This is a genomic window from Streptomyces yangpuensis (assembly GCF_024666385.1).
GTDB classification, from domain to species: domain Bacteria; phylum Actinomycetota; class Actinomycetes; order Streptomycetales; family Streptomycetaceae; genus Streptomyces; species Streptomyces yangpuensis.
This window is the reverse complement of the sequence record NZ_CP102514.1, coordinates 690,879-713,095: the sequence shown is the minus strand read 5'-3', so window position 1 is coordinate 713,095 and position 22,217 is coordinate 690,879. Positions and strand designations below refer to the sequence as shown.

Here is a 22,217-nt window from a genome sequence, read left to right as displayed (position 1 = left end):
AACCCCCGCACGTCGGACGCCGGCGGGGCCGGCTTTTGCCGTACGCCGTACCCGGAATCAATCGCATCGGAGACTCACCATGACAGCAGCCTCCCCACCGGAGGTGCTCCGCGCGCCTCTCGTCGTCGAGTTCCCCTTCACCCGGTCCCTCGGGCCGGTTCAGGGCGCGTTCCTCACCGGCCTGCGCGAGCGGGTCGTGCTCGGCGTGAAGACCTCCGACGGCAAGGTGGTGGTCCCGCCCGTCGAGTACGACCCCGTCACCTCCGAGGAGGTCCGCGAACTCGTCGAGGTCGCCGCCACCGGCACTGTCACCACCTGGGCCTGGAACGACCGGCCCCGCCCGAACCAGCCCCTCGGCACCCCCTTCGCCTGGGCCCTGGTCAAGCTCGACGGCGCCGACACCGCGCTCCTGCACGCCCTCGACGCCCCCGGCCCCGACGCCGTGCACACCGGCATGCGCGTCCGCGTCCGCTGGGCCGCCGAACGCACCGGCGCCATCACCGACATCGCCTGCTTCGAACCGGACGAAACCCCCGCCGCCGCGACCGGGGCCACCCCCCACGACGGCGTCTTCCAGGACGCCGTCACCGGCATCGTCGCCGAGGCCCGCCTCGACTACGTCTACAGCCCCGGCCGCGCCCAGACCGCCTACATCAACGCCCTCTCCGAGCGGCGGACCGTCGGCGAGCGCTGCCCCTCCTGCCGCAAGGTGTACGTCCCGCCGCGCGGCGCCTGCCCCACCTGCGGGGTCGCCACCACCGACCGGGTCGAGGTCGGTCCGGCCGGCACGGTCACCACCTTCTGCATCGTCAACATAAAGGCCAAGAACCTCGACATCGACGTTCCCTACGTCTACGCCCACATCGCCCTCGACGGCGCCGGCCTCGCCCTCCACGGCCGGATCGGCGGCATTCCGTACGACCAGGTCCGCATGGGCCTGCGCGTCGAGCCCGTCTGGACGGAGGGCGGCCGCTACCCCGACCACTACCGCCCCACCGGCGAGCCGGACGCGGACTACGAGGCGTACAAGGAGCTCATCTGATGACCGCGCCCAGGACGAGCAGGTACGCGCGCGACGTGGCCGTCGTCGCCTTCGCGCAGAGCGACCACCTGCGCCGCACCGACGAGCTCAGCGAAGTCGAGATGGTCATGCCGGTCCTCCACGAGGTGCTGGCCGCCACCGGACTGAAGGCCGGGGAGATCGGCTTCACCTGTTCCGGATCCAGCGACTACCTGGCCGGCCGTGCGTTCTCCTTCACCATGACCCTCGACGGGGTCGGCGCCTGGCCGCCGATCTCCGAGTCCCACGTCGAGATGGACGGCGCCTGGGCCCTCTACGAGGCCTGGGTCAAGATCCAGACCGGCGAGGCGGACACCGCGCTCGTCTACTCGTACGGGAAGTCCTCGCCCGGCTCCCTGCGCGACGTCCTCACCCGCCAGCTCGACCCGTACTACCTCGCCCCGCTCTGGCCCGACGCGGTGGCCCTGGCCGCCCTCCAGGCCCAGGCCCTCATCGACGCGGGTGAGACCGACGAGTCCGCCCTGGCCGCCATCGCGGCGCGCAGCCGGGCCGACGCCGCGGCCAACCCGCACGCCCAGCTGCGCGGCGCCGTCCCGCAGGGCGACTACCAGGTGCGGCCGCTGCGGACCGGGGACTGCCCGCCCGTCGGCGACGGCGCGGCCGCCGTGGTCCTCGCCGCCGGCGACCTCGCGCGGCAGCTGTGCGAGCGCCCCGCCTGGATCACCGGCATCGACCACCGCATCGAGGCGCACGGCCCGGGCCTGCGCGACCTCACCGACTCGCCGTCCACCCGGATCGCCGCGCGGCACGCGGGCGTCTTCGACGCGCCGGTGGACACGGCGGAACTGCACGCGCCGTTCTCCTCCCAGGAGGTGGTGCTCCGCAAGGCCCTCGGGCTCGGCGGCATCGGCACAGACACCGGTGCAGACACCGGCACAGATACCGGCACGGACCCCGGCACCGGCCCCGGCACCGAAACCGGCCCCGGCACGGTGGCCGTCAATCCGTCCGGCGGGGCGCTCGCCGCCAATCCGATGATGGCCGCCGGCCTGATCCGCATCGGCGAGGCGGCCGCGCGCATCCACCGGGGCGCATCCGACCGGGCCGTCGCCCACGCCACCTCCGGCCCCTGCCTCCAGCAGAACCTGGTCGCCGTCCTGGAAGGGGACCCAAGGTGAACAAGGAGCCCGTCGCCGTCGTCGGCATCGGCCAGACCAAGCACGTCGCGGCCCGCCACGACGTCTCCATCGCCGGACTGGTCCGCGAGGCCGCCGTGCGCGCCCTCGCCGACGCCGAGCTGACCTGGGCCGACATCGACGCGGTCGTCATCGGCAAGGCCCCCGACTTCTTCGAGGGGGTGATGATGCCGGAGCTGTACCTGGCGGACGCGCTCGGCGCGGTCGGCAAGCCGATGCTGCGCGTGCACACGGCCGGTTCGGTCGGCGGGTCCACCGCGCTCGTCGCCGCCAACCTCGTCGCCGCCCGCGTCCACCGCACGGTCCTCACCCTCGCCTTCGAGAAACAGTCCGAATCGAACGCCATGTGGGGGCTCTCCCTCCCCGTCCCCTTCCAGCAGCCCCTGCTCGCCGGCGCCGGCGGCTTCTTCGCCCCGCACGTGCGCGCGTACATGCGGCGCACCGGCGCGCCGGACGCGGTCGGCTCACTCGTGGCGTACAAGGACCGGCGCAACGCGCTGAAGAATCCCTACGCCCATCTGCACGAGCACGACATCACCCTGGAGAAGGTCCAGGCATCGCCGATGCTGTGGGACCCGATCCGGTACTCCGAGACCTGCCCGTCCTCCGACGGCGCGTGCGCCATGGTCCTCACCGACCGGGCGGGCGCGGCCCGTTCGCCGAAGCCGCCCGCCTGGGTGCACGGCGGGGCGATGCGCAGCGAACCCACCCTCTTCGCCGGCAAGGACTTCGTCTCGCCGCAGGCCGGCAAGGACTGCGCGGCCGACGTCTACCGGCAGGCCGGGATCACCGACCCGCGCCGGGAGATCGACGCGGTCGAGATGTATGTGCCGTTCTCCTGGTACGAGCCGATGTGGCTGGAGAATCTGGGCTTCGCCGAGGAGGGCGAGGGCTGGAAGCTCACCGAGGCCGGCGTCACCGAGCTCGACGGCGACCTTCCGGTCAACCCGTCCGGCGGGGTGCTGTCCACCAACCCGATCGGCGCGTCCGGCATGATCCGCTTCGCCGAGGCCGCCCTGCAGGTACGCGGCCAGGCCGGGGAACACCAGGTCCCCGGCGCCCGCCGGGCCATGGGGCACGCGTACGGCGGCGGCGCGCAGTTCTTCGCGATGTGGCTGGTGGGGGCGCAGGAACCGACCGGCTGAACGCAGTCGTCCGTCCCGCCCGGGTGCCGGACCGGTCACGAGTGACTCACCGTGGCCTGTGCGGCACCCGCCGCGATGGCTAACCTGGCCCCCGGACGACGTACCGGGAGGAGCACGCACGTGGCCGAGAGCATGACTTCACAACCCCTCGCCGGCTGGGGGAAGCCGGACCTCGATCTCACCGGGGCGGACTGGCAGTCGAGCAGCCGGGGAGCGGGTGACGTCCAGATCGCCTTCGTCGAGGGCTTCATCGCGATGCGCAACAGCGAGCGCCCCGAGAGCCCCTCCCTGATCTTCTCGCCGGACGAGTGGCACACGTTCGTACGCAACGCCCGGGGCGGGGAGTTCGACCTCACCTGACCGACACCACCGCCCCGCCCCCGCCGGGGCGGTGGACCCGGCAGGACGGGGCCGGCGTACGTGCTGCGTACCCTGGACCGACCCGGCCGGTCGGTAGGGTGGCGGGCATGAGCGGCGAGAGCGACCTGCGGAAACTGCTGAGCGGTATGCGCCCCGAGCTGAACGAGGGTGTGTACGTCTTCTGCACCGTCCCCGGCACGGCCGTCCCCGCCGGAACCGCGCCCGTCGCCACCGTCCTGGAGCCCGAGGGCCTCACCCTCGTCCTGCGCCAGGAGGAGGCCGACGCCGCCGGACTCGCCTACGACTACCCGGCCGGCTGGATCACCCTGCGCGTCCATTCCGCCCTCGACGCCGTCGGCCTCACCGCCGCCTTCGCCACCGAACTCGGCGCCCACGGCCTGAGCTGCAACGTCATCGCCGGACACCACCACGACCACCTCTTCGTGGCCGCGGACAGGGCCGCCGAGGCCGTGGCCCTCCTGGAAGACCTGGCGGTACGTTCCGGACAGGAACGATCGGCTTGAGAGCCCTCTCGAACACTCTTCGAAACCCGCTCGGAACCCTGCCGGATCCCCACCGGATCCCCGCCGGATCCCCGCCGTAGCCCCGTCGGAAAAGAAGATCGGATTCTTTCCGACAGTGGGATCCCCCGCGATGTGCGCGGGCGTACGCTGATCTCCCAGAACAGGCCTGGGGGGTACCAGCCATGACGGACCACCGGACGCGCACACGGCGCACCATGGTCGAACGCGAAGCCGAACTCGCCATCGTCGAAGAGGCCCTGGACCAGCTCACCGGTCCCGGGCCGGCCGCCGGCGGCGCGCTGCTGGCCTTCTCCGGGCCCGCCGGACTCGGCAAGACCACGCTGCTCGCCGAGCTGCGCCGCCGCGCACACGCCCGCTCCTGCACCGTCCTCGCCGCCCGCGGCGGCGAACAGGAGCAGAGCCAGCCCTTCCACGTCGCCCGCCAGCTCATCCAGCCGCAACTGGCCGGCCACTCCGAGCAGGAACTGCGCGCGGCCCTCGGCGGCTGGTACTCCATCGTCGGCCCCGCCCTCGGACTCTGCGCCCCCGAACAGGGCGCCCCGCCCGACCCGCAGGGCCTGCGCGACGGCCTCGACTGGGTCCTCACCCACCTCGTCGTCAAACGCGCCCCCGTCACCCTCGTCCTCGACGACGCCCACTGGGCCGACCCCGAATCCCTGAGCTGGCTCGCCGCCTTCGCCCCCCGCGCCGAACACCTCCCGCTGCTCCTCGTCGTCGCCTACCGCCCCGACGAACTGCCCGCGCACGCCGACGCCTTCCGTACGCTGCCGGGCCGGGCGGGACAGCGCCCGCTGCCCCTCGCCCCGCTCACCCCGGCCGCCGTCGCGGCCCTCGTCCGCGAGGCCCTCGGGGACCACGCCGACGACGCCTTCTGCCAGGAGGCGTGGGCCGTCACCACCGGCAACCCCTTCGAAGCGGTCGAACTCACCGCCAAGGTCCGGGGCAGGGGACTGCGGCCCGTCGAGGAGAACGCCGCCCAGCTGGCCGACCTCGCCGCCGCACAGCGCGGCAGCGGCCTCGTCGCCCGCCTCGAACGCCTCGGCCCCTCCACCGTCCGCTTCGCCTGGGCCTGCGCCGTCCTCGGCACCGCCATCCCGCAGGACATAGCCGCCCGGGTCGCCGCCCTCGGCAGCGAGGAGGCCGTCAGCGCCACCACCCGCCTGCGCGACGCGCGCATCCTGTCCGCCGCCGGATCCACGGCGAACCAGGAGGGCGAGGCCGGACTGGAGTTCGTCCACCCCCTCATCGCCACCGCCATCTACCGCGCCATCCCCGACGCGCTGCGCGTCGCCCTGCACGGGAAGGCCGCGGCCGCAGTCGTCGACGCGGGCCTCGGCTCCTCCGCCGCGGCCCGCCACCTGCTGGAGACCCATCCCGAGAACGACCCCTGGGTGGTGCGCACCCTGCGCGAGGCCGCCGCGGAGAACCTCCGCGCCGGAGCCCCCGACGCCGCCCGCCGCCAGCTCGCCCGCGCCCTGCGCGAGCCACCCGACTTCGACGAACGCGCCGCCGTACTGTACGAACTGGGCTGCGCCTCCCTGCTGACCGAGCCCGCCAACACCGTCAACCACCTCCGGGCGGCGCTCGCCGAGCCCTTCGACGACCCGGCCCTGCGCCAGGGCATCGTCATCCGGCTCGCCCAGGTCCTCGCGCACAGCGACCGCCTCGCCGAGGCCTCGGAATCACTCGCCCGCGAGATCGCGCGGACCCCGGACGTACGGGCCCGGCTGCGCCTGCAGTCCGAACAGTTCATGTGGGACGCCTTCAACGCCGCCGAGACCGACTCCCCGGCCCGCTCCCGGCGCCTCACCCGGCTCGCCGACCGCCTCACGGGCCGCGACCTCACCGAGCGGTACGTCATCGCCCTGCGCGCCTGGGACGCCTGCCTGCGGGGCGAACCGGTGGACGTGGTGCTGCACCACGCCGCCCGGGTACTGGAACGGCCCTTCAGCTGGGCCCACGAGGACCGCGGCTTCGAGGTCCCGGTACTGGCCGCCATGGTCCACATGTACGCCGACCGGCCCGGCCGGGCGGAGGAACTGTTCGAGGAGGGCACCGCCGAGTTCGAGCGCCAGGGCTGGCGCGGCGCCCACCTGTCCTTCGCCTACAGCCTGCGCGCCTACATCCGCTACCGGCGCGGACGGCTCGTGGAGGCCGAGGAACTGGCCCGGTCCGGCCTCCGGCTCGCCGAACGCGTCGGCCGGCGCACCCCTGTGCACTGGTACGCCATCGCGATCCTCCTCACGACACTGCTCGCCCGGGGCCGGGTCGACGAGGCCTGGGAGCTGGCACAGGAGCACGAGTTCGGCGCCCCCTTCCCGGCCGCCGTGGTCTTCCCCGACTCCCAGACCGTCTACGCCGAACTGCTGCTCGCCCGGGGCGAGGTGCGGGAGGCCGTCGCCGAACTGGAGGCCGTGGACCGGCGGCTGACCCCGCGCGGCATCCAGAACCCGGCCTGGTGCCCGTGGCAGCTGCACCTCGCGCGGGCCGTCGCCCCGGACGATCCGCAGCGCGCCCGAGCCCTCGCCGCCGACGCGGTCCGGCGCGCCAGGGCCTTCGGCGCCCCCTCCGCCGTCGGCCAGGCCCTCCGGGTGGCGGCGGAGGTCGCCGCGCCACAGGACCGGACCGAGCTCCTCCGGGAGGCGGTCACCCTGCTCTCGGCCTCACCCGCCGGCTACGAACTGGCCCGCGCCCTGGCCGCGCTCGGCTACGGGCTGCGCGACGCGGACCTGCTGACGACAGCGGTGGTCACGGCCCGGGAGTGCGGCGCCGACTGGCTGGTGGAGGCGGCGACCGAGACCCTGACGGGCCTGGGCGGCGCCCTGCCGCCCGCGCCGCCCCGGGCGGACTGGGTCACCGAGGAGGAGATCCGGGCCGCCGACCTCGCCGTGCGCACCGAGAAGGAGCCCGAGCCGGCGTCCCCGGACTGGGTGCTGTCCGCCGCCTGCCGCAAACTCGGCACCGACAGGTCCGGGCTGCGCGCCGCCCTGGAAGCCTTCGCCCGTAGCTCAGCGTGATCGCCGGCCGCCGCCGGGCGGTCAGGAGCGCCCCCATGGACCACATCGACAGAACCCTCCGCCCCGCGACCCGTCCGTCGCCGTCGTCGCCGCCACCCGGAGCGTCGAGGTCGGGGCACCGGCCCGCCGCACCTGGCAGCAGGCACCGCCGGGTACGGGGGAGAGGTACCGCTTCCGGCGTACGGGCGGCCCGGAATCCTGGACCGTCCTCTTCTCGGGTGACCAGGTGCTGCTGGAGCCGGGTTCCCCCGCGCCGGTGACCGGCGGGGCCGCCGGCTCCACCTGGGGCCCGGCCCGCTCCCTCCGGCGCCGCGTCCCGCCCACAGCCCCGCACGTCACGGGCGGCACAGCCCTGCCGGCGCACCGGTTCACCCCGGTCCCACCCGTCTGACGGGCCCGGTCGCGCGCGGGGGCGGGATGAAGGGCCCCCGGGCCGTGAAACTCCCGCGGCCACGTACCATGGCCGCATGTCCTTCCTCCGCCGCCACCGCGCCGCCACACCCGCCGGCCCGGACTTCGATGTCCTGGCCATGGACCCGGGGGACTGGCCGGGCAATCTCGGGGCCGGGCTGCTGCCCGCGCCCGACGGCAGCTGCCAGGGGGTCTTCCTCCGCTACGACCTGTTCGGCGGACGCGGCCCCGCGATGATCATCGGAAACCTCCCCGAGGGCTCCCCGGCCCGGGACCTCGCCGACGGCCAGGTCCCCTTCGAGGTGGCCCAGCTCCTCGACGCGCTGGAGAACGACGAGGACGTCGAGGTCACGGGCGTCGAGGACTGCCCCGTCATGCAGGGCGACAACCTCCTCATCGTCCGGAAGATCAAGCTTTCGGAGTCCCGCATCTCCTGCGTCCAGTTCGACCGCAGCGACAATGTCCTGGTCACCATCGCCAGCTGGGACCGCCCGATCACAGACGACCTCTACGCCCTCCTGAAGCCGCTCCCCGCCGAGCTCTTCCAGCAGGGCTGACCCCTCCCGGTCACCGGGACCGACCCGCGGGGCCCGTACCACCCCGCGCGGCCGGTCCCGCCCGATCACGCGTCCGCGATGTCGTTCGCCGCCACGTAGCCGAACGTCATCGCGGGACCGATCGTCGACCCGGCCCCCGCGTAGCTGTGGCCCATCACGGCGGCACTGGCGTTGCCCGCCGCGTACAGGCCGCGGATCACCGAGCCGTCCGCCCGCAGCGCCCGGGCCCGTGCGTCCGTGACGATGCCGCCCTTCGTCCCGAGATCCCCCGGCACGATCTTGAACGCGTAGAACGGCGGCACCCAGATCGGCGCCAGGCACGAGTTCGGCAGCACGTTCGGGTCCGTGTAGTAGTGGTCGTACGCAGTGGCGCCCCGGTGGAAGTCGGAGTCGGTACCGCTCCACGCCTGCGCGTTGAACCGGCTCAGCGACGACCGCAGCGCGCCCGCCGGTACGCCGATCTGCCCCGCCAGCGCGTCCCACGTCCACGCCTTCTTCGCCGCGCCCGCCTCGTACCACGCGTCCGGGAAGGGCAGCGTCGGCAGGATGTCCTTGAACAGGTACTTGTTGCGGTAGTTCTGATCGACGATCAGCCACGCCGGAATGTGCGTACCGGCCGCGCCGCGGTCCTTCTCGTACATCACGTGCACCACATCGCTGTACGGCGCCGCCTCGTTGACGAACCGGGTGCCGTTCGCGTTCACGATCAGCCCGCCCGGCAGGGTGCGTTCGGCCAGGCAGAAGTACGGCTCCCCGGGCAGCGGGATCGACGGCCCCCACCACGCGTCGTCCATCAGGGCCAGCGCGGCCCCGGCTCGCTGACCGGCCAGGATGCCGTCACCGGTGTTCTCCTTGGCGCCCACCGACCACTGGGTGCCGATGGGCTGCTGCTGGTACTGCACCCGCATTGCCGCGTTGTGCTCGAAACCGCCCGAGCCGACGATCACCCCCTTGCGGGCCCGTACGACGCCTCGTGCACCCTCCTTGTCCACCACCACACCGGTGACGGCGCCGCCTTCCCGGACCAGGTCCACCAGGGGACTGTTCAGCCACAACGGCACCCCGGCCCGCTGGAGCCCCGCCCGCAGTCCGGCCGCCAGGGCCTGACCCATCGTCAGCGGCTTCTCGCCGCGCAGCGCCGCCTTGGTGCCGCGCGCCAGGCATTCGGTGGACACGGCCAGGCCCCTGGCGCTCACCGCCGCCAGGTTCAGCCACTTGTAGTCCTGGCTGAAGACCACCATCCCGGCCGGCACCGGCATGTACGCCGGGTTCAGGCGGGCCAGTTCGGTACCCAGGATGTTCCCGTCGATCTGGTCCGGTTCGATGGACCGGCCGTTCGGCAGACCGCCCGGAAGGTTGGGGTAGTAGTCGCTGTACCCCTCCATGAAGCGGAACCGCAGCGGGCTGTGGGCCATCACGAAGTCCAGCATGCGGGGGCCGTTCGCGAGGAACGCGGCCTGGCGGTCGGCCGGAACCTCGGGCCCGACGACGGCGGACAGGTACGTCGCCGCCTTCTGCGGGGTGTCGGGCACCCCGGCGGCCAGGATCACCGAATTGTTCGGCAGCCAGATGCCGGCCCCGGAACGTGCGGCCGACCCACCGAAGGTGGGGGCCTTCTCGATCACCAGGACGCTCAGCCCGCGTTTCGCGGCGGTGAGCGCGGCCGTCATCCCGGCAGCCCCCGAACCGACCACGACCACGTCGTACTCACCGAGCGGCGGCCCCGCCTGGACCCCGTCGGCCCGGGCCGCGCCGGACGGCAGCACGGCGGCGGCGAGCACCCCGGCCCCCGTGCCGGCGAGGACGGCGCGTCTGGACGGGAGGGGGGCGGGGGACGTGCGTGAAGCGCTTGCGGACATGGGCAGGCTCCAGCGGAGTGGGGAGGAGAGAGTGACTCCAGCATGTCTGATGCTGAGTCAGAAAAGGTGTTCGGGGGATCATGTGATGTCAAGCCATCCGGCGCCCCGGGACCCGGCCCTCCGCTCGGTCCTCAACCCGGTCCTCCGCCGTGCCCTCCGCTCAGTCCTCCGTCCGGATCCGGGCGTCCAGCTCCCGCACGTGACGCTTGAGGGCCACGGTGCGGTAGCTCTCCTCCACCCACTCGCACAGCACCTGCACGGACGGCGCACCCTTGTCCGCCAGCGGTACGGACACCCAGCCGGACCGGCCCAGCCCGTACCCGGTGGGCTCCGCCCCCGGCGCGGACATCGCGTGCCCGTGCAGCGCCTCGTCCTTGAGCTTGACCGACAGCCCGGGCCGGCCCGGGCCGTCGGTGTTGCCCAGGAAGACGAAGATCTTCTTGTTCACCTTCACCACGCAGTCCTCGGGACCCCAGGGATGGTCCTCGAAGGCCTCCGGGAGGCCGAGGGCGAACTCCCGTACCGCCTCCCACTTGCGCACTCCGGACGTCATCAGCGCCTCCCGTCGATCGTCCGTTCCCCCAGAGCTCCCACGCTAGCGGAGTCCTGTGACAGCGCCGGACTTCCGCACCGCGCTTCCGGAGTGCGAACGAGCGAAGTCCCGTGGCGGTGGGAGCCACGGGACTTCGCGTCAGGGGGGAGGAAGGGTCAGCGGGTGCCCACCGCCGCGCGGACCGCCCTGCGGGCCATCCCCGCGTCGTCGTGCAGGCGACGGAGCAGCAGCCGCTGCTCCTCCCCGGAGGACAGGGCGCCCGCCGGCAGCGGCTGCGTCGGGGCGGTCGCCAGCATGGAGCGCTGCACCGCCGTCTCGGACATCCGGATCTCCCGGGTCAGGACCAGCATCAGGTTGATCAGGAAGGCGTCCCGGGCCGCCGGACCGGCCGACTGGGCCAGCCGGCTGATCTGCGCCCGGGCGGCGGGGGCGTCCCCGAGCACCGTCCACAGGGTGGCGAGGTCGTAGCCCGGCAGGTACCAGCCCGCGTGCTCCCAGTCGAGCAGCACCGGACCGGCGGGGGACAGCAGCAGGTTCGACAGCAGTGCGTCGCCGTGGTTGAACTGCAGCGCCGTCCCCGACATCTTGACCCCGTGCAGCAGCTTCTGCAGGTCCCCGAGATCCCGGTCGGTGAGGAGCCCCAACTCGTAGTCGCGGGCGATCCGCCGTGCGTAGTTCATCGGGGTCCCGAACAGCTCGGCCGGCGGCTGCCACTGGTTGACCCGGCAGACCGCACCCAGGGCCGCCCGGAGGTCCACCCGCGGCGGCGGCTCCACCGGGTGCCGCTGGAGCGCCGCGACCCGGCCCGCCATCCGTTCCACCACCAGCGTGCAGTTCTCCGGGTCGGCGGCGATCAGCCGCGGCACCCGGACCGGCGGGCGGTGCCGGACGAACGCCCGGTACGCCGCTATTTCGTGGCGGTAGCGCTCACGCCATTCCGGCGAGTGGTCCAGTAAAACCTTCGCCACGGCCGTCATGCGTCCGGTGGTGCCCACCAGCAGGACCGAGCGGCCGCTGCGCCGCAGCACCTGCACCGGCGCGAACTCCGGACAGATCCGCTGCACCGAGGCCAGCGCGGTGCGCAGTTGCGCCCCTTGCGGCCCCGAGAGGTCGATTCTTCCGCTGACGGGCTGCGATCCCGTACCCGGCATGCGCCGCGCGCGGACGGCGCCCTGCACCGGTACCGACGGGCGGCCGGGTTCGAGGTAGGAGCCGCCGCCCGCCGGGAGCGTGCGGTGCGACCGGACCGGTGCGGACACGGAGGACGTTGCTGCGTACATGGTGATACGGATCCCTTCGTGCGCCGACGAGTTGCGTACGCCACCCCGCCGATCCCGTGCTTCACCCTGGGGAGTTCCGCCGGTGACCGGGGCGGGGAGGCGCATTCCTACCTGACACCCGGCGCAAGGTGGCGAACCATCGGGCGCGCCCTGGCGAAGCCTGGCGAATAGTCGCTGGGCATCTGACGGCGGGCTACTGTCAACTCAGCCGAGAACCTGGGGGCTTGACGTGAGCAAAGGTCCAAACACCCGCTTGAACGACCTGTTCGGCCTGGCCGGCTGGTCGAAGGGCGAACTGGCGAGGATGGTGAACCGGCAGGCGGCGGCCATGGGCCACCCGCAGCTGGCCACCGACACCTCGCGGGTGCGGCGCTGGATCGACATGGGGGAGAGCCCCCGCGAACCGGTGCCCACGGTACTGGCAGCACTGTTCACCGAGCGGCTCGGTCGTGTCGTGACCATCGAGGACCTCGGGTTCGTACGGCAGCGGCGCACCTCCAGACGGCAGCCGGACGGGGTTCGCGAGAACCCGGACGGTATGCCCTGGGCGCCCGAACGCACAGCCGCGGTCCTCACCGAATTCACGGGAATGGACCTCATGCTCAACCGTCGCGGTCTGATGGGCGCGGGCGCCGTGCTCACCGCCGGCTCCGCCCTCACCAACGCCATGTACGACTGGCTGCACACCGACCCCGCCCGGGCGAAGCAGACCCCCGGGCGATTCGGCGACTCCTTCCAGGCCGACCCAGCGGGATACGACCGCTACGAGGCCGCCCCGATCGGCTCCCAGGAGATCGAGGCGCTGGAGCGCTCCGTCGAGGTGTTCCGCGCCTGGGACGCGTCCAGAGGCGGCGGGCTGCAGCGGAAGGCCGTCGTCGGCCAGCTCAACGAGGTGGGCGGGATGCTCGCCTACCACCACCCCGACCACCTCCAGCGGCGGCTCTGGGGGGTGGCGGCCAACCTGGCGGTCCTCGCGGGCTGGATGTCGCACGACGTGGGCCTCGAACCCACCGCGCAGAAGTACTTCGTCATCGCCGCGCACGCGGCCCGCGAGGGCGGCGACCGCCCCCGCGCGGGTGAGGCGCTGTCCCGCGCCGCCCGCCAGATGGTCCACCTGGGCAAGCCGAACGAGGCCCTGGACCTGATGAAGCTCGCCCAGTCCGGTTCCGGTGAGCAGACCCTCCCGCGCACCCGCGCCATGCTGCACACCATCGAGGCCTGGGCGCAGGCCGCCATGGGCAAGGGCCAGGCCATGCGCCGCACCCTGGGCGAGGCGGAGGAACTCTTCGTCTCCGACAAGGGCGATGTACCGCCGCCGAGTTGGATGCAGCACTTCGACGAGGCGGACCTGCACGGCATGCAGGCCCTCGCCTACCGGACCCTCGCCGACCACGACGCCACGGCGGCGCCGATCGCCGCGCGCCACGCCAGGGAAGCCCTTCGGCTGCGCGGTGAGGGTTACCAGCGCTCGCAGATCTTCGACTACATCTCCATGGCCTCCGCCTGCTTCATCGCCGACGAGCCGGAACAGGCCGACCGCTACGCGCGCCTGGCCCTCGTCTCGATGAACGAGACCTCCTCGCACCGGACATGGGACCGGCTGCGCGAGATGTACCGGCTCACCGCGCAGTACGCCGGGTACGGGCGCATCGAGGACCTGCGCCAGGAGATCCAGCTGGCCCTCCCCGACTCGCCGGCGCCGAGCGGCCGGCCGGCCGCCGGGGTGTAGGCCGGGCACCAGCGCATCTCAAGGCTCAGGCGTACGACACCCCACGCCCCCCGCGCCACCGCGTGCCCCGGTTTCCGTGCGCCCTCCAGGCCCCCCACGGCCGCTACGTCGACGACAGGTTCGCAGGCGGCAGGTGCGCGGACGAGAAAGGCCGCGCCCTCCGGCGCGGCCCTGATGGTCCGTACGGCCGACCCCGCGGCCGGCCGGTCACTGTGCGACTAGCCGCCGACCCGGGCGACCAGCACGCAGGCGTCGTCCTCCCGCTCGCTCTCCCCGAACTCCTCGATCACGAGCCGCACGCAGTCCTGGGCCGACCGTGCCGCCGAGAGCCGCGGGGCGAGGGCCAGCAGCCGCTCGGTCCCGTCCGCCCGGCTGAACTCGATGCTGCGCGGCGTCAGACCGTCCGTGTGCAGGACGAGTACGTCGCCCGCTTCGAGGTGCTCCTCGGCCTGCCCGTACGCCGCCCCGGAGGTCGCGCCCAGCAGGACGCCGTCCGGCGGGGTCAGGGCACGGCCCGACCCGCGGCGGAACAGCAGGGGGGCGGGGTGGCCCGCCTGGGCCCAGGACAGGACCCGGCGTGCGGGGTCGTAGCGGCAGCACACGGCCGAACCGAGGGCCGGCTGGACGGAGGTCTCCAGGAGCTGGTTGAGCCAGCCCATCAGCGGGCCCGGCGCGATCCCGGCCATGGCCATGCCGCGCAGGGCGCCCAGCATCATCGCCATGCCGGAGGTGGCGGTCACACCGTGACCGGTCAGGTCGCCGACCGTCAGCATCGAGCAGCCGTCGGGGAGTTCGAGTGCGTCGTACCAGTCCCCGCCGATCAGTGCGCTGCTCGCGGACGGCAGGTAGTGCGCGGCCACGTCCAGCGTGCCGGTACCGCTGTGCGGGAACCGCAGGGAGCCGCGCCACGGGGGGAGCACGGCTTCCTGCAGCTCGACCGCCAGCCGGTGCTCGGTCTGCGCGATCTCCCGCTGGCGCTGCAGCGAGTCACGGGACTCGCGCACCGCCCGCTGGCTCCGGCGCAGTTCACTCACGTCCCGCAGCACGGCCCACATGGACGCCGTGCAGCCGTCGGAGTCGAGGACCGGCTCGCCCCTCATGTGCAGCGTCCGGACCCGGCCGTCGGCCCGGACGATGCGGAACTCGCCGTCGATCGGCCTGCCGTCCACCAGGCAGGCGGTGACCCACGCGGTGAGCAGCGGCTGATCCTCGGAGAACAGGGTGGAGCCCAGCTCGTCGAGGGGGAGGGCGCCCGACTCGGGGGACCGGCCGAAGATCTGGAACAGTTCGTCGGACCAGCTGACCTCGTCGGTCAGCAGGTTCCACTCGGCGCTGCCGACCCGCGTCTGGGCCTCGGGCGCCGTCTCGGGGGCCGTCTGCGGGAACACGCTGGTCTCGGGAACCGGCGGCAGGCCCTCCTTGAGCTGGCCGAGGTGCTCGCGGAGGTCGTCGAGGTGGTGCACGGCGAGGTCGCACAGCGCGCGCTGCCAGCGGCCCTGGGCGTCGTCGTCGTCCACAACCGTGTCGCGGCGGACCGCGTCCACGTCTCCCCGGAGGCGCCGGGTCTGAGAGATCAGTGCGTCCACCGACCCCGGCTCGGGCGGCTGCGCGGGACGGTCCGCGAACAGGTGGGACGGCATGAGAACTCCGATACAGGCGCGGCACGGCCAAGTCTGAAGGAAGGACCGGTAACGACTGTTGCACAGGCGGCGACACTGTGTAAGGCGTTTGGCAACATCCGCTACGTTCTTGCTTCTGGTATATGCCGCAGGCCTGCGGGGCCGTGCGTGACGTGCGAATGAATCCGGTCAGCAGCGGTTCGCGGGCGTGGAACGCATGCCGACTGGTGGGGCGCGGGGTGTGGCGGGGGCCGACGGCCGGAATCCGGCCATCCACCCCTCGTGACTCGATCAAACGCCCGATGTGTACGAGGCGTTGCGGCGGACGGACGCACGCGGTTCCCGGTTCACTGCGCACGCCGTGATACCCCCGAACGGATGACACCCGTGCCGGAACGTCGGCGGAATCGAGGCTTCCCACCACAGCGCCGGGTCGCTACCCTACGTGGCGGTAATAAACCGGGGGAGGTCCGCGCGGGCGGGCCCGCGCAGCGCTGGGGACACGACCATGAGCGGGCAGCACCACGCCACCGGCGGGAGCCGGCGTTCCTTCCTCACCTACCTCGTGGCGGCGCCCACCCTCGCCCTGGTCACCCGCGCCGGCGCCGACGCGCTGGCCCCGCAGACCGCCCGCGCCATGGTGCCGTCCCTGCCGGCCGTCGCCGACGTGATCGACCTCGGCGACCTCTTCATCCTGGCCGGAGCGCCCACCTCGGCCCTGCTCGCCCTCGCGGTGGAGCCGGACGGGACCATCCGCTTCCGGCTGCCGCGCGAGGAGGTCGGCCAGGGACTGACCACCGCGGTGGCCATGCTGGTCGCCGAGGAACTCGACGCGCCCCTGGCCGACGTACGCGTGGAATTGGACGACGCACGGCCCGAGCTGCTGTTCAACCAGCTCACCGGCTCCTCCAACTCCATCCGCTCCCTCTACGGGCCGGTCCGCCAGTGTGCGGCGACCGCGCGGGCCCGCCTCGTCGCGGCCGCCGCCCACCGCTGGAGCCTCTCCCCGGCGTCGCTGACCACCGCGGACGGGACCGTCCGCGCCCCCGACGGACGCACCGCCCGCTACGGCGACCTCGCCGCGGCCGCCGCCGACCCGGGCCTCGTCGTCCTCGGCGCCACCCCCAAGAAGACCGCGCAGCACACCCTCGTCGGCCGGCCGACGAGCCGGGTCGACGCCCGCGCCATGGTCACCGGAGCCCAGCGGTACACCCTCGACCTCGACGTCCCCGGCGCCAGGCCCTGCGTGGTGCGCCGCCCGCCCACCTTCGGCGGCACCGTCCGCACCGTCGCCAACCTCGCCGAGGTCCGGGCCATGCCCGGCGTCCTGCACGTGGTCACCGTCCCCACCGGGGTCGCCGTCGTCGCCGAGACCTTCGGGCAGGCCATCACCGCCAAGTCGGCCCTCCGGGTCACCTGGGGCCCCGGCCCCGCCGACGAGCTCTCCGATCCGGAGATCCGCACCAGGCTGCGCGCCGCCACCCCGCCGCTGCTGGTGCCGCCGCTGCTCACCCCGTACGTGGACGCCGAGTTCGACTTCGCCTTCGTCAGCCACGCCCCGATGGAGACCAACTGCGCCGTCGCCGACGTACGGGACGACCGGGCCGAGATCTGGTCCGGCCTCAAGTCCCCCATCGTGGCCCGCCAGACCATCGCCGCCGAACTCGGCCTGCCCCTGGACAAGGTGACGGTGCACGTGGTCCAGGCCGGCGGCTCCTTCGGCCGGCGGCTCTTCTTCGACGCCGCCCTGGAGGCCGCCCGGATCTCCCGGGCCTGCCGCCGCCCGGTCAAGCTCATGTGGACCCGGGTGGACGACACGCGCCACGGCCGGATGCGCCCCGCCACCCATCACAGGATCCGCGCGACGCACCTGCTGGGCGAGGTCCTCAGCTTCGAGCACCGCGTCGCCGCCGCCGAGACCGACTTCCGGCACGGGCTCGGCGAGATCATCACCGCGACCGCGGCGCACCTGCCGCTCGGCATCGGCAACGCCACCCTCGCCCAGACCCTGTTCCACACCACCGTGAAGTCCCCGTACCACTTCGGTCTCACCACCCAGGCCCTCACCGAGGTGTCGACCGGGATCCCCACCGCCTCGTGGCGCTCGGTGTACTCCGCCAACACACGCGGGGCCGAGGAGATCATGGTGGACGAACTGGCCGCGGCCACCGGCAAGGACCCGTACCGCTTCCGGCGCACCTTCCTGAAGACCGACGCCCAGCGTGCCGTCCTGGACAAGGCCGCCACGGCAGGGAACTGGGGGCGGGCGATGGAGCCCGGCTGCGCGCAGGGCATCGCCTTCCACGAGGAGTACAAGTCCCGTACCGCGTGCCTGGTGGAGATCGACACCCGCGATCCGCGGCGCGTCCGGGTCACCAAGGCCGTCATCGCCGTGGACGTGGGCCTGCCGGTCAACCCGCGCGGGCTGGAGGCCCAGATGATCGGCGGCCTCACCGACGCGATCTCCACCACCCTGCGGGCCGGGCTGCACATCGACAAGGGGCTTCCGCTGGAAGGCAGTTACAGCCAGTTCCACTGGGCGCAGCAGCGCGACACCCCCCGCGAGGTACGGGTCCTCGTGCTGCCGGCCACCGGTACGGAACCCGGCGGCGCGGGCGAGCTCGGCGTGCCCGCCGCGGTCGGCGCCATCGCCAACGCCTGGGCCCGGGCCACCGGTTCGAAGCCACGCAGCTTCCCCCTCGACTTCGACGTCGACTTCACCCCCTACCCGCGCTGACCGCCGAGCCAGGAGTACGCCGTGCCCTCGCACACCTTCACCGTCAACGGGCGGAGCGTCACCGTGGACGCGCCCGACGACCTGCCCCTGCTGTGGGTGCTCCGCGACATGCTGGGCGTCCACGGCCCCAAGTACGGCTGCGGGGTGGACGTCTGCAAGGCCTGCACCAGCCACCTCGACGGCGTGGACGTCCGCCCGTGCGTGGTACCCGTGTCGGCGTGCGCGGGCCGGGCCGTGACCACCATCGAGGGTCTCGCGGACGGTGACGATCTCCACCCCGTGCAGGAGGCCTGGCTCGAACAGGACGTCGCCCAGTGCGGTTTCTGCCAGCCCGGTCAGATCATGGCGGCCGTCGCGCTGCTGAAGCGCACCCGCGAGCCCACGGACGAGGACATCGACGCCATCGCCAACATCTGCCGGTGCGGCACCTACTTCCGTATCCGGGAGGCGATCCGCAGCGCGGCCGCGAGGATGTGAGCGGCGGATCCCGGGGCCTCCCCCGAGTCCGTACGCACGCCCCCGGGATCCGGCCGCTCGTGGGCAAACCTATGCGCGTGAGCGGCCGTTCGCAGGGTTCGTCCTGCCCAGTCACCGGGCGAGACCGGTATCACAGCGCACAGTGTGCGGCGGGTGGTTGAATGCGCCGGTGTCACGGTCCGACGACGTACTGAAGCTCCACCGGCTCGCCCACGGCGGGGGGTCGGCCGCGCTGCTGGGATGGCTCGCCACCCGCCTCGGCGGATGGACCGGTCTGGTCCGGCACGCCGGTGCCGGTGACCCGGCTGACCCGGGCGGTCCGGGTGGTCCGGAGCAGGGGGAGCGGCCGCCCGGGGCCGCCGTCCGCGGAGCCGCCGAGATGAGCGCCCGGGGCGTGCGGTCGGCCGTGCTGCACGACGCCGGATCCGCCACCCTGCTGTTCGCGCTGGACGACCGGCGTGCGCTGGCCGCCGTCCTGCCGCTGCCCCACCCTGCCGAGGCACCCGCGCTGCTGGCGGACGCCGTCGCGCCGCTGGCCCTCGTGCTGCGCGCCGAGGAGGCCGAGCGGCGGGAGGCGCGGGCCGCGGTCGCCGAGGCGCGCTCCCGTGAGGCCGTGCTCCGCCTGCTGATGGGTGGCCAGCTCCCCATCGCCCACCAGATCGCCGAGGCGCTGCGGCCCTCACTGCCCGACCCGATGCGGATCCACGTCGCCGAGTGCCGTTCCGGGCGCCTCGCCGAAGTGGCGCGACTGTGCCAGGAGTTGACCGGCGGCCGAGCGTGGGTCGTGCGCTGCCCGGTCTACGTGCGCCACCTCATCATGCTGGTCCCGGCCGACGAGCCGGCGGTGTCCGCCGGTCACGACACCCTGGCCGGAGCGCTGACGGCGGTGGCCCCCGACTGCGCGGTCGGGGTCAGCGGGGAACTGCCCCTCAGCCAGGCCCCGGCCGCCTACACCCAGGCCTTCCACGCCCTGGCCGTCGCCCGCGGCCGGGGCGAACGGCACGCCCGGTTCGGCCCCGGCCCGGAGCCGGAGCTCGCCGCCCGCGAGGCCGGGGCGGACTGGGCGGGCACCCTGCTCGCGCCCCTGCACGCGTACGAACCCCGGCGCCCGCAGGACCCCGACGGGCAGGAACTGCGCGCCACCGCCCACGCCTGGCTGAACTTCGGCTCGCACGCCACCCGGCTGCTGAAGGTCCACCGCAACACCCTGGCCGCCCGGCTCCGGCTGATCGAGACGCTGCTCGGACTGGACCTCACCCGCCTCGGTGACCAGGCGGCACTCTCGCTGGCGCTGCGGCTGACCCCGGGCGCGGGGCGGGGGAGCGGCGCGGCCCCGGCGGGCGCCCCCGGCCTCGACGCGGTCCTGCGCGATCCGCAGGTGACCGACTGGGCCCGGGCCCACCTGAGCCGGCTGACCGGCCCGGACGCCCCGGCCGGCGCGCGGGACACCGTCCGCACCTGGCTGGCCCACGACGCACGGCTCGTTCCGGCCGCCGCCGCGCTCGGGGTGTCCGTCCCCGGGGCCCGCAAGCGACTGGCCCGGATCGAGGCCCTGCTGGAGCGCTCGCTGCTGCAGTCCCCCAGCGGCCGGTACGACCTGTGGCTGGCCCACAGGGCCGAAGAGCTCGCCGAGTGACACAAGCCCCAAAGGGGATGCTCACCGGAAAAAATGCACGATCATGCCCGAATGAGGCGTATCAATGCGAAGCGCGTGCTGGTCGGTGAACCCCTCGACACCGCGCGGCTCGGCGAGACCCTGCTTCCCAAACGGCTCGCCCTGCCGATCTTCTGCAGCGACCCTCTCTCCTCCGTGGCCTACGCCACCGAGGAGATCCTGCTGATCCTGGCCCTCGGCGGCGTCGCCCTGCTCCACCTCACCTGGTACGCGGCCGCCGCCATCGTCTTCCTGCTCGTCGTCGTCATCGCCTCCTACCGCCAGACCTGCCACGCCTATCCCGGCGGGGGCGGCGCGTACGTCGTCAGCGCCGAGAACCTCGGACAGACCGCCGCGCTCACCGCCGCCAGCGCCCTCCTCGTGGACTACGTGATGACCGTCGCGGTCTCCGTCGTCTCCGGGGTCTCCGCCATCACCTCGGCCGTTCCCGCGCTCAGCGACCACGAAGTGGTCATGTCGGTCGGCTTCGTGGCACTGCTGACCCTGATGAACCTGCGCGGCGTAAGGGAGTCGGGCCGGGTCTTCGCCATCCCCACCTACGGCTTCGTCCTCGTCATCTACCTGATGTTCGCCGTCGCCGCCGTACGCATCGGCACCGGCCAGACCATCCGCGCCGAATCCGCCGACCTGCCGATCACCGCGGAGGGCACGTACACCGGACTCGCCCTGGTGCTCCTCGCGATGCGCGCCTTCGCCTCGGGCTGCACCGCGCTCACCGGCGTCGAGGCGATCAGCAACGGAGTCCCCGCCTTCCGCAAACCCAAGGCCAGGAACGCCGCGACCACGCTCGCCGCGATGGGCTTCCTCTCGGTGACGATGTTCGCCGGCATCACCGCCCTCGCCATGAGCTACGAGGTGCACGTCGCCGCCGACCCCACCGAACTGGGCCTGCCCCCGGGAACCCCGACCTCCACCGCCCTCGCCCAGATCGGCCGGGCCACCTTCGGCAGCTGGCACTTCCTCTTCTACCTGCTCCAGGCCGTCACCGCCGGGGTGCTGATCCTGGCCGCGAACACCGCCTTCAACGGCTTCCCGATGCTCGCCTCGATCCTGGCCAGGGACCGGTACGCGCCCCGCCAGCTCTACAACCGCGGTGACCGGCTCGTCTACTCCAACGGCGTCGTTCTCCTCGCACTCGCCGCCGTCGCCCTCATCGTGGCCTTCGACGCGGAGCTGACCCGCCTCATCCAGCTCTACATCATCGGTGTGTTCGTCTCCTTCACCCTCTCCCAGTCGGGCATGGTCCGGCACTGGCGCAAGGCGCTCGCCTCGCCCGCCACCCCGCGCGAGGAGCGGGTCCACGTCCACCGCAGGCTCGCCATCAACGCCGTCGGCGCCGCTCTGACCGCCCTGGTCCTCGTCATCGTCCTCGTCACCAAGTTCACCCACGGGGCCTGGCTGGTCGTCATCGCCATGCCCCTGCTGTTCCTCGGTATGAAGGGCGTGCGCCGCCACTACGACCAGGTCGCCCGGCAGGTCGGCGTCACCCCCGACGCCAGACCGCGCCGGCCCGCCCGCCACCACGTCCTCGTCCTGGTCGCCGCCGTGCACGCCCCGACCCTCAAGGCCATCGGCTACGCGCAGGGGCTGCGCCCGGACACGCTGACGGCGGTGACCGTCGCCGCCGACGAGGCGGAGGCGGCCCGGCTGCGCGCGGCGTGGGAGGAGCACGATCCGGGCCTGCCGCTGAAGATCCTCCACTCGCCCTACCGCGAGGTGGTGGGCCCGGTCCTGGCGCACGTCGAGGAACTGGCCGCCGAACCGGCGACGGACATGCTGTCCGTGGTGATCCCCGAGTACGTCGTCGGCCACTGGTGGGAACAGCCCCTGCACAACCAGAACGCCCTGCGGCTCAAGGCCCGCCTGCTGTTCACGCCGGGGGTCGCGGTGATCGACGTGCCGTACCTGCTGGAGTCGGCCAAGGCCGCCAAGGCGGCCGGGCGGGACGGTCAGGCCGTCTCTTCCTGATCTGGCCCGACCCGCGCCGCCCGGCATCTGGCCAGGACGACCGGAGGGGACGCGGGAGGCGGCGGGGA

General features: G+C 73.3%; 16 protein-coding genes. 12 read left to right on the top strand and 4 right to left on the bottom strand.

What is annotated here, in order from left to right; genetic code table 11:
• Positions 1-79: 79 nt before the first annotated feature.
• The 7 genes from NRK68_RS03415 to NRK68_RS03385 all read left to right on the top strand — a co-directional run bounded on the left by NRK68_RS03415 (position 80) and on the right by NRK68_RS03385 (position 8,252).
• Positions 80-1,042, top strand: coding sequence for a Zn-ribbon domain-containing OB-fold protein (locus NRK68_RS03415; RefSeq protein WP_183065810.1), 963 nt, complete (start codon positions 80-82; stop codon positions 1,040-1,042).
• The gene (locus NRK68_RS03410) at positions 1,042-2,199 is read left to right on the top strand and encodes a thiolase family protein (RefSeq protein ID WP_183065811.1); all 1,158 of its coding nucleotides are present in this window, start codon (positions 1,042-1,044) and stop codon (positions 2,197-2,199) included. Before NRK68_RS03415 ends, NRK68_RS03410 begins: the two co-directional genes overlap by 1 nt.
• Positions 2,196-3,362, top strand: a complete 1,167-nt coding sequence (locus tag NRK68_RS03405; protein ID WP_183065812.1) for a thiolase family protein — start codon at positions 2,196-2,198, stop codon at positions 3,360-3,362. The genes NRK68_RS03410 and NRK68_RS03405 overlap by 4 nt, the downstream gene beginning before the upstream one ends.
• A 132-nt stretch (positions 3,363-3,494) precedes the next feature.
• Positions 3,495-3,722 carry a DUF397 domain-containing protein gene (locus NRK68_RS03400; RefSeq protein ID WP_373024377.1) on the top strand — a complete coding sequence of 76 codons (228 nt, stop codon included), beginning with the start codon at positions 3,495-3,497 and terminating at the stop codon, positions 3,720-3,722.
• 107 nt (positions 3,723-3,829) lie between these two features.
• On the top strand, positions 3,830-4,246 hold the full coding sequence (locus tag NRK68_RS03395; protein WP_257854870.1) for an ACT domain-containing protein: 417 nt from the start codon (positions 3,830-3,832) through the stop codon (positions 4,244-4,246).
• Positions 4,247-4,461: 215 nt separating this feature from the next.
• Positions 4,462-7,284 carry an ATP-binding protein gene (locus tag NRK68_RS03390; protein WP_308296041.1) on the top strand — a complete coding sequence of 941 codons (2,823 nt, stop codon included), beginning with the start codon at positions 4,462-4,464 and terminating at the stop codon, positions 7,282-7,284.
• Between the two features lie 467 nt (positions 7,285-7,751).
• Positions 7,752-8,252, top strand: coding sequence for a hypothetical protein (locus NRK68_RS03385; protein WP_030960903.1), 501 nt, complete (start codon positions 7,752-7,754; stop codon positions 8,250-8,252).
• 65 nt (positions 8,253-8,317) lie between these two features.
• Here the strand turns inward: NRK68_RS03385 and kstD are convergent, their stop codons facing one another.
• From kstD to NRK68_RS03370, 3 genes are all read right to left on the bottom strand, one after another.
• Positions 8,318-10,111 carry a 3-oxosteroid 1-dehydrogenase gene (gene kstD / locus NRK68_RS03380; protein ID WP_183065815.1) on the bottom strand — a complete coding sequence of 598 codons (1,794 nt, stop codon included), beginning with the start codon at positions 10,109-10,111 and terminating at the stop codon, positions 8,318-8,320.
• A gap of 160 nt (positions 10,112-10,271) precedes the next feature.
• Complete coding sequence (locus NRK68_RS03375; RefSeq protein WP_257854868.1) at positions 10,272-10,664, bottom strand: MmcQ/YjbR family DNA-binding protein; 393 nt, start codon at positions 10,662-10,664, stop codon at positions 10,272-10,274.
• Positions 10,665-10,819: 155 nt separating this feature from the next.
• On the bottom strand, positions 10,820-11,944 hold the full coding sequence (locus NRK68_RS03370; protein ID WP_046778129.1) for an aminoglycoside phosphotransferase family protein: 1,125 nt from the start codon (positions 11,942-11,944) through the stop codon (positions 10,820-10,822).
• A 229-nt stretch (positions 11,945-12,173) separates the two neighbouring features.
• Between NRK68_RS03370 and NRK68_RS03365 the strand changes: the two genes are divergently transcribed.
• Complete coding sequence (locus NRK68_RS03365; RefSeq protein WP_183065817.1) at positions 12,174-13,673, top strand: DNA-binding protein NsdB; 1,500 nt, start codon at positions 12,174-12,176, stop codon at positions 13,671-13,673.
• Positions 13,674-13,891: 218 nt separating this feature from the next.
• Here NRK68_RS03365 and NRK68_RS03360 read toward each other — a convergent pair whose 3' ends face one another.
• Entirely contained in the window at positions 13,892-15,313 is a 1,422-nt protein-coding gene (locus tag NRK68_RS03360) for a PP2C family protein-serine/threonine phosphatase (protein WP_257854867.1), read from the bottom strand.
• Positions 15,314-15,800: 487 nt separating this feature from the next.
• Here NRK68_RS03360 and NRK68_RS03355 point away from each other — a divergent pair, with 487 nt between their 5' ends.
• The 4 genes from NRK68_RS03355 (at position 15,801) to NRK68_RS03340 (ending at position 22,149) form a co-directional block, all read left to right on the top strand.
• Complete coding sequence (locus tag NRK68_RS03355; protein ID WP_257854866.1) at positions 15,801-18,029, top strand: xanthine dehydrogenase family protein molybdopterin-binding subunit; 2,229 nt, start codon at positions 15,801-15,803, stop codon at positions 18,027-18,029.
• 21 nt (positions 18,030-18,050) lie between these two features.
• Complete coding sequence (locus tag NRK68_RS03350; protein ID WP_183065820.1) at positions 18,051-18,506, top strand: (2Fe-2S)-binding protein; 456 nt, start codon at positions 18,051-18,053, stop codon at positions 18,504-18,506.
• A gap of 169 nt (positions 18,507-18,675) precedes the next feature.
• Positions 18,676-20,142, top strand: a complete 1,467-nt coding sequence (locus NRK68_RS03345; RefSeq protein ID WP_257854865.1) for a helix-turn-helix domain-containing protein — start codon at positions 18,676-18,678, stop codon at positions 20,140-20,142.
• A 51-nt stretch (positions 20,143-20,193) separates the two neighbouring features.
• Positions 20,194-22,149, top strand: a complete 1,956-nt coding sequence (locus NRK68_RS03340) for an APC family permease (RefSeq protein WP_257854864.1) — start codon at positions 20,194-20,196, stop codon at positions 22,147-22,149.
• Positions 22,150-22,217 lie beyond the last annotated feature (68 nt).

Bases quoted from the DNA above. Each gene is read 5' to 3' on its own strand.
- NRK68_RS03370 (WP_046778129.1), bottom strand. From the start codon at position 11,944: ATGTACGCAGCAACGTCCTCCGTGTCCGCACCGGTCCGGTCGCACCGC.
- NRK68_RS03385 (WP_030960903.1), top strand. From the start codon at position 7,752: ATGTCCTTCCTCCGCCGCCACCGCGCCGCCACACCCGCCGGCCCGGAC.
- kstD (WP_183065815.1), bottom strand. From the start codon at position 10,111: ATGTCCGCAAGCGCTTCACGCACGTCCCCCGCCCCCCTCCCGTCCAGA.
- NRK68_RS03390 (WP_308296041.1), top strand. From the start codon at position 4,462: ATGGTCGAACGCGAAGCCGAACTCGCCATCGTCGAAGAGGCCCTGGAC.
- NRK68_RS03400 (WP_373024377.1), top strand. From the start codon at position 3,495: ATGACTTCACAACCCCTCGCCGGCTGGGGGAAGCCGGACCTCGATCTC.
- NRK68_RS03410 (WP_183065811.1), top strand. From the start codon at position 1,042: ATGACCGCGCCCAGGACGAGCAGGTACGCGCGCGACGTGGCCGTCGTC.
- NRK68_RS03415 (WP_183065810.1), top strand. From the start codon at position 80: ATGACAGCAGCCTCCCCACCGGAGGTGCTCCGCGCGCCTCTCGTCGTC.
- NRK68_RS03395 (WP_257854870.1), top strand. From the start codon at position 3,830: ATGAGCGGCGAGAGCGACCTGCGGAAACTGCTGAGCGGTATGCGCCCC.
- NRK68_RS03375 (WP_257854868.1), bottom strand. From the start codon at position 10,664: ATGACGTCCGGAGTGCGCAAGTGGGAGGCGGTACGGGAGTTCGCCCTC.
- NRK68_RS03355 (WP_257854866.1), top strand. From the start codon at position 15,801: ATGAGCGGGCAGCACCACGCCACCGGCGGGAGCCGGCGTTCCTTCCTC.
- NRK68_RS03340 (WP_257854864.1), top strand. From the start codon at position 20,194: ATGAGGCGTATCAATGCGAAGCGCGTGCTGGTCGGTGAACCCCTCGAC.
- NRK68_RS03360 (WP_257854867.1), bottom strand. From the start codon at position 15,313: ATGCCGTCCCACCTGTTCGCGGACCGTCCCGCGCAGCCGCCCGAGCCG.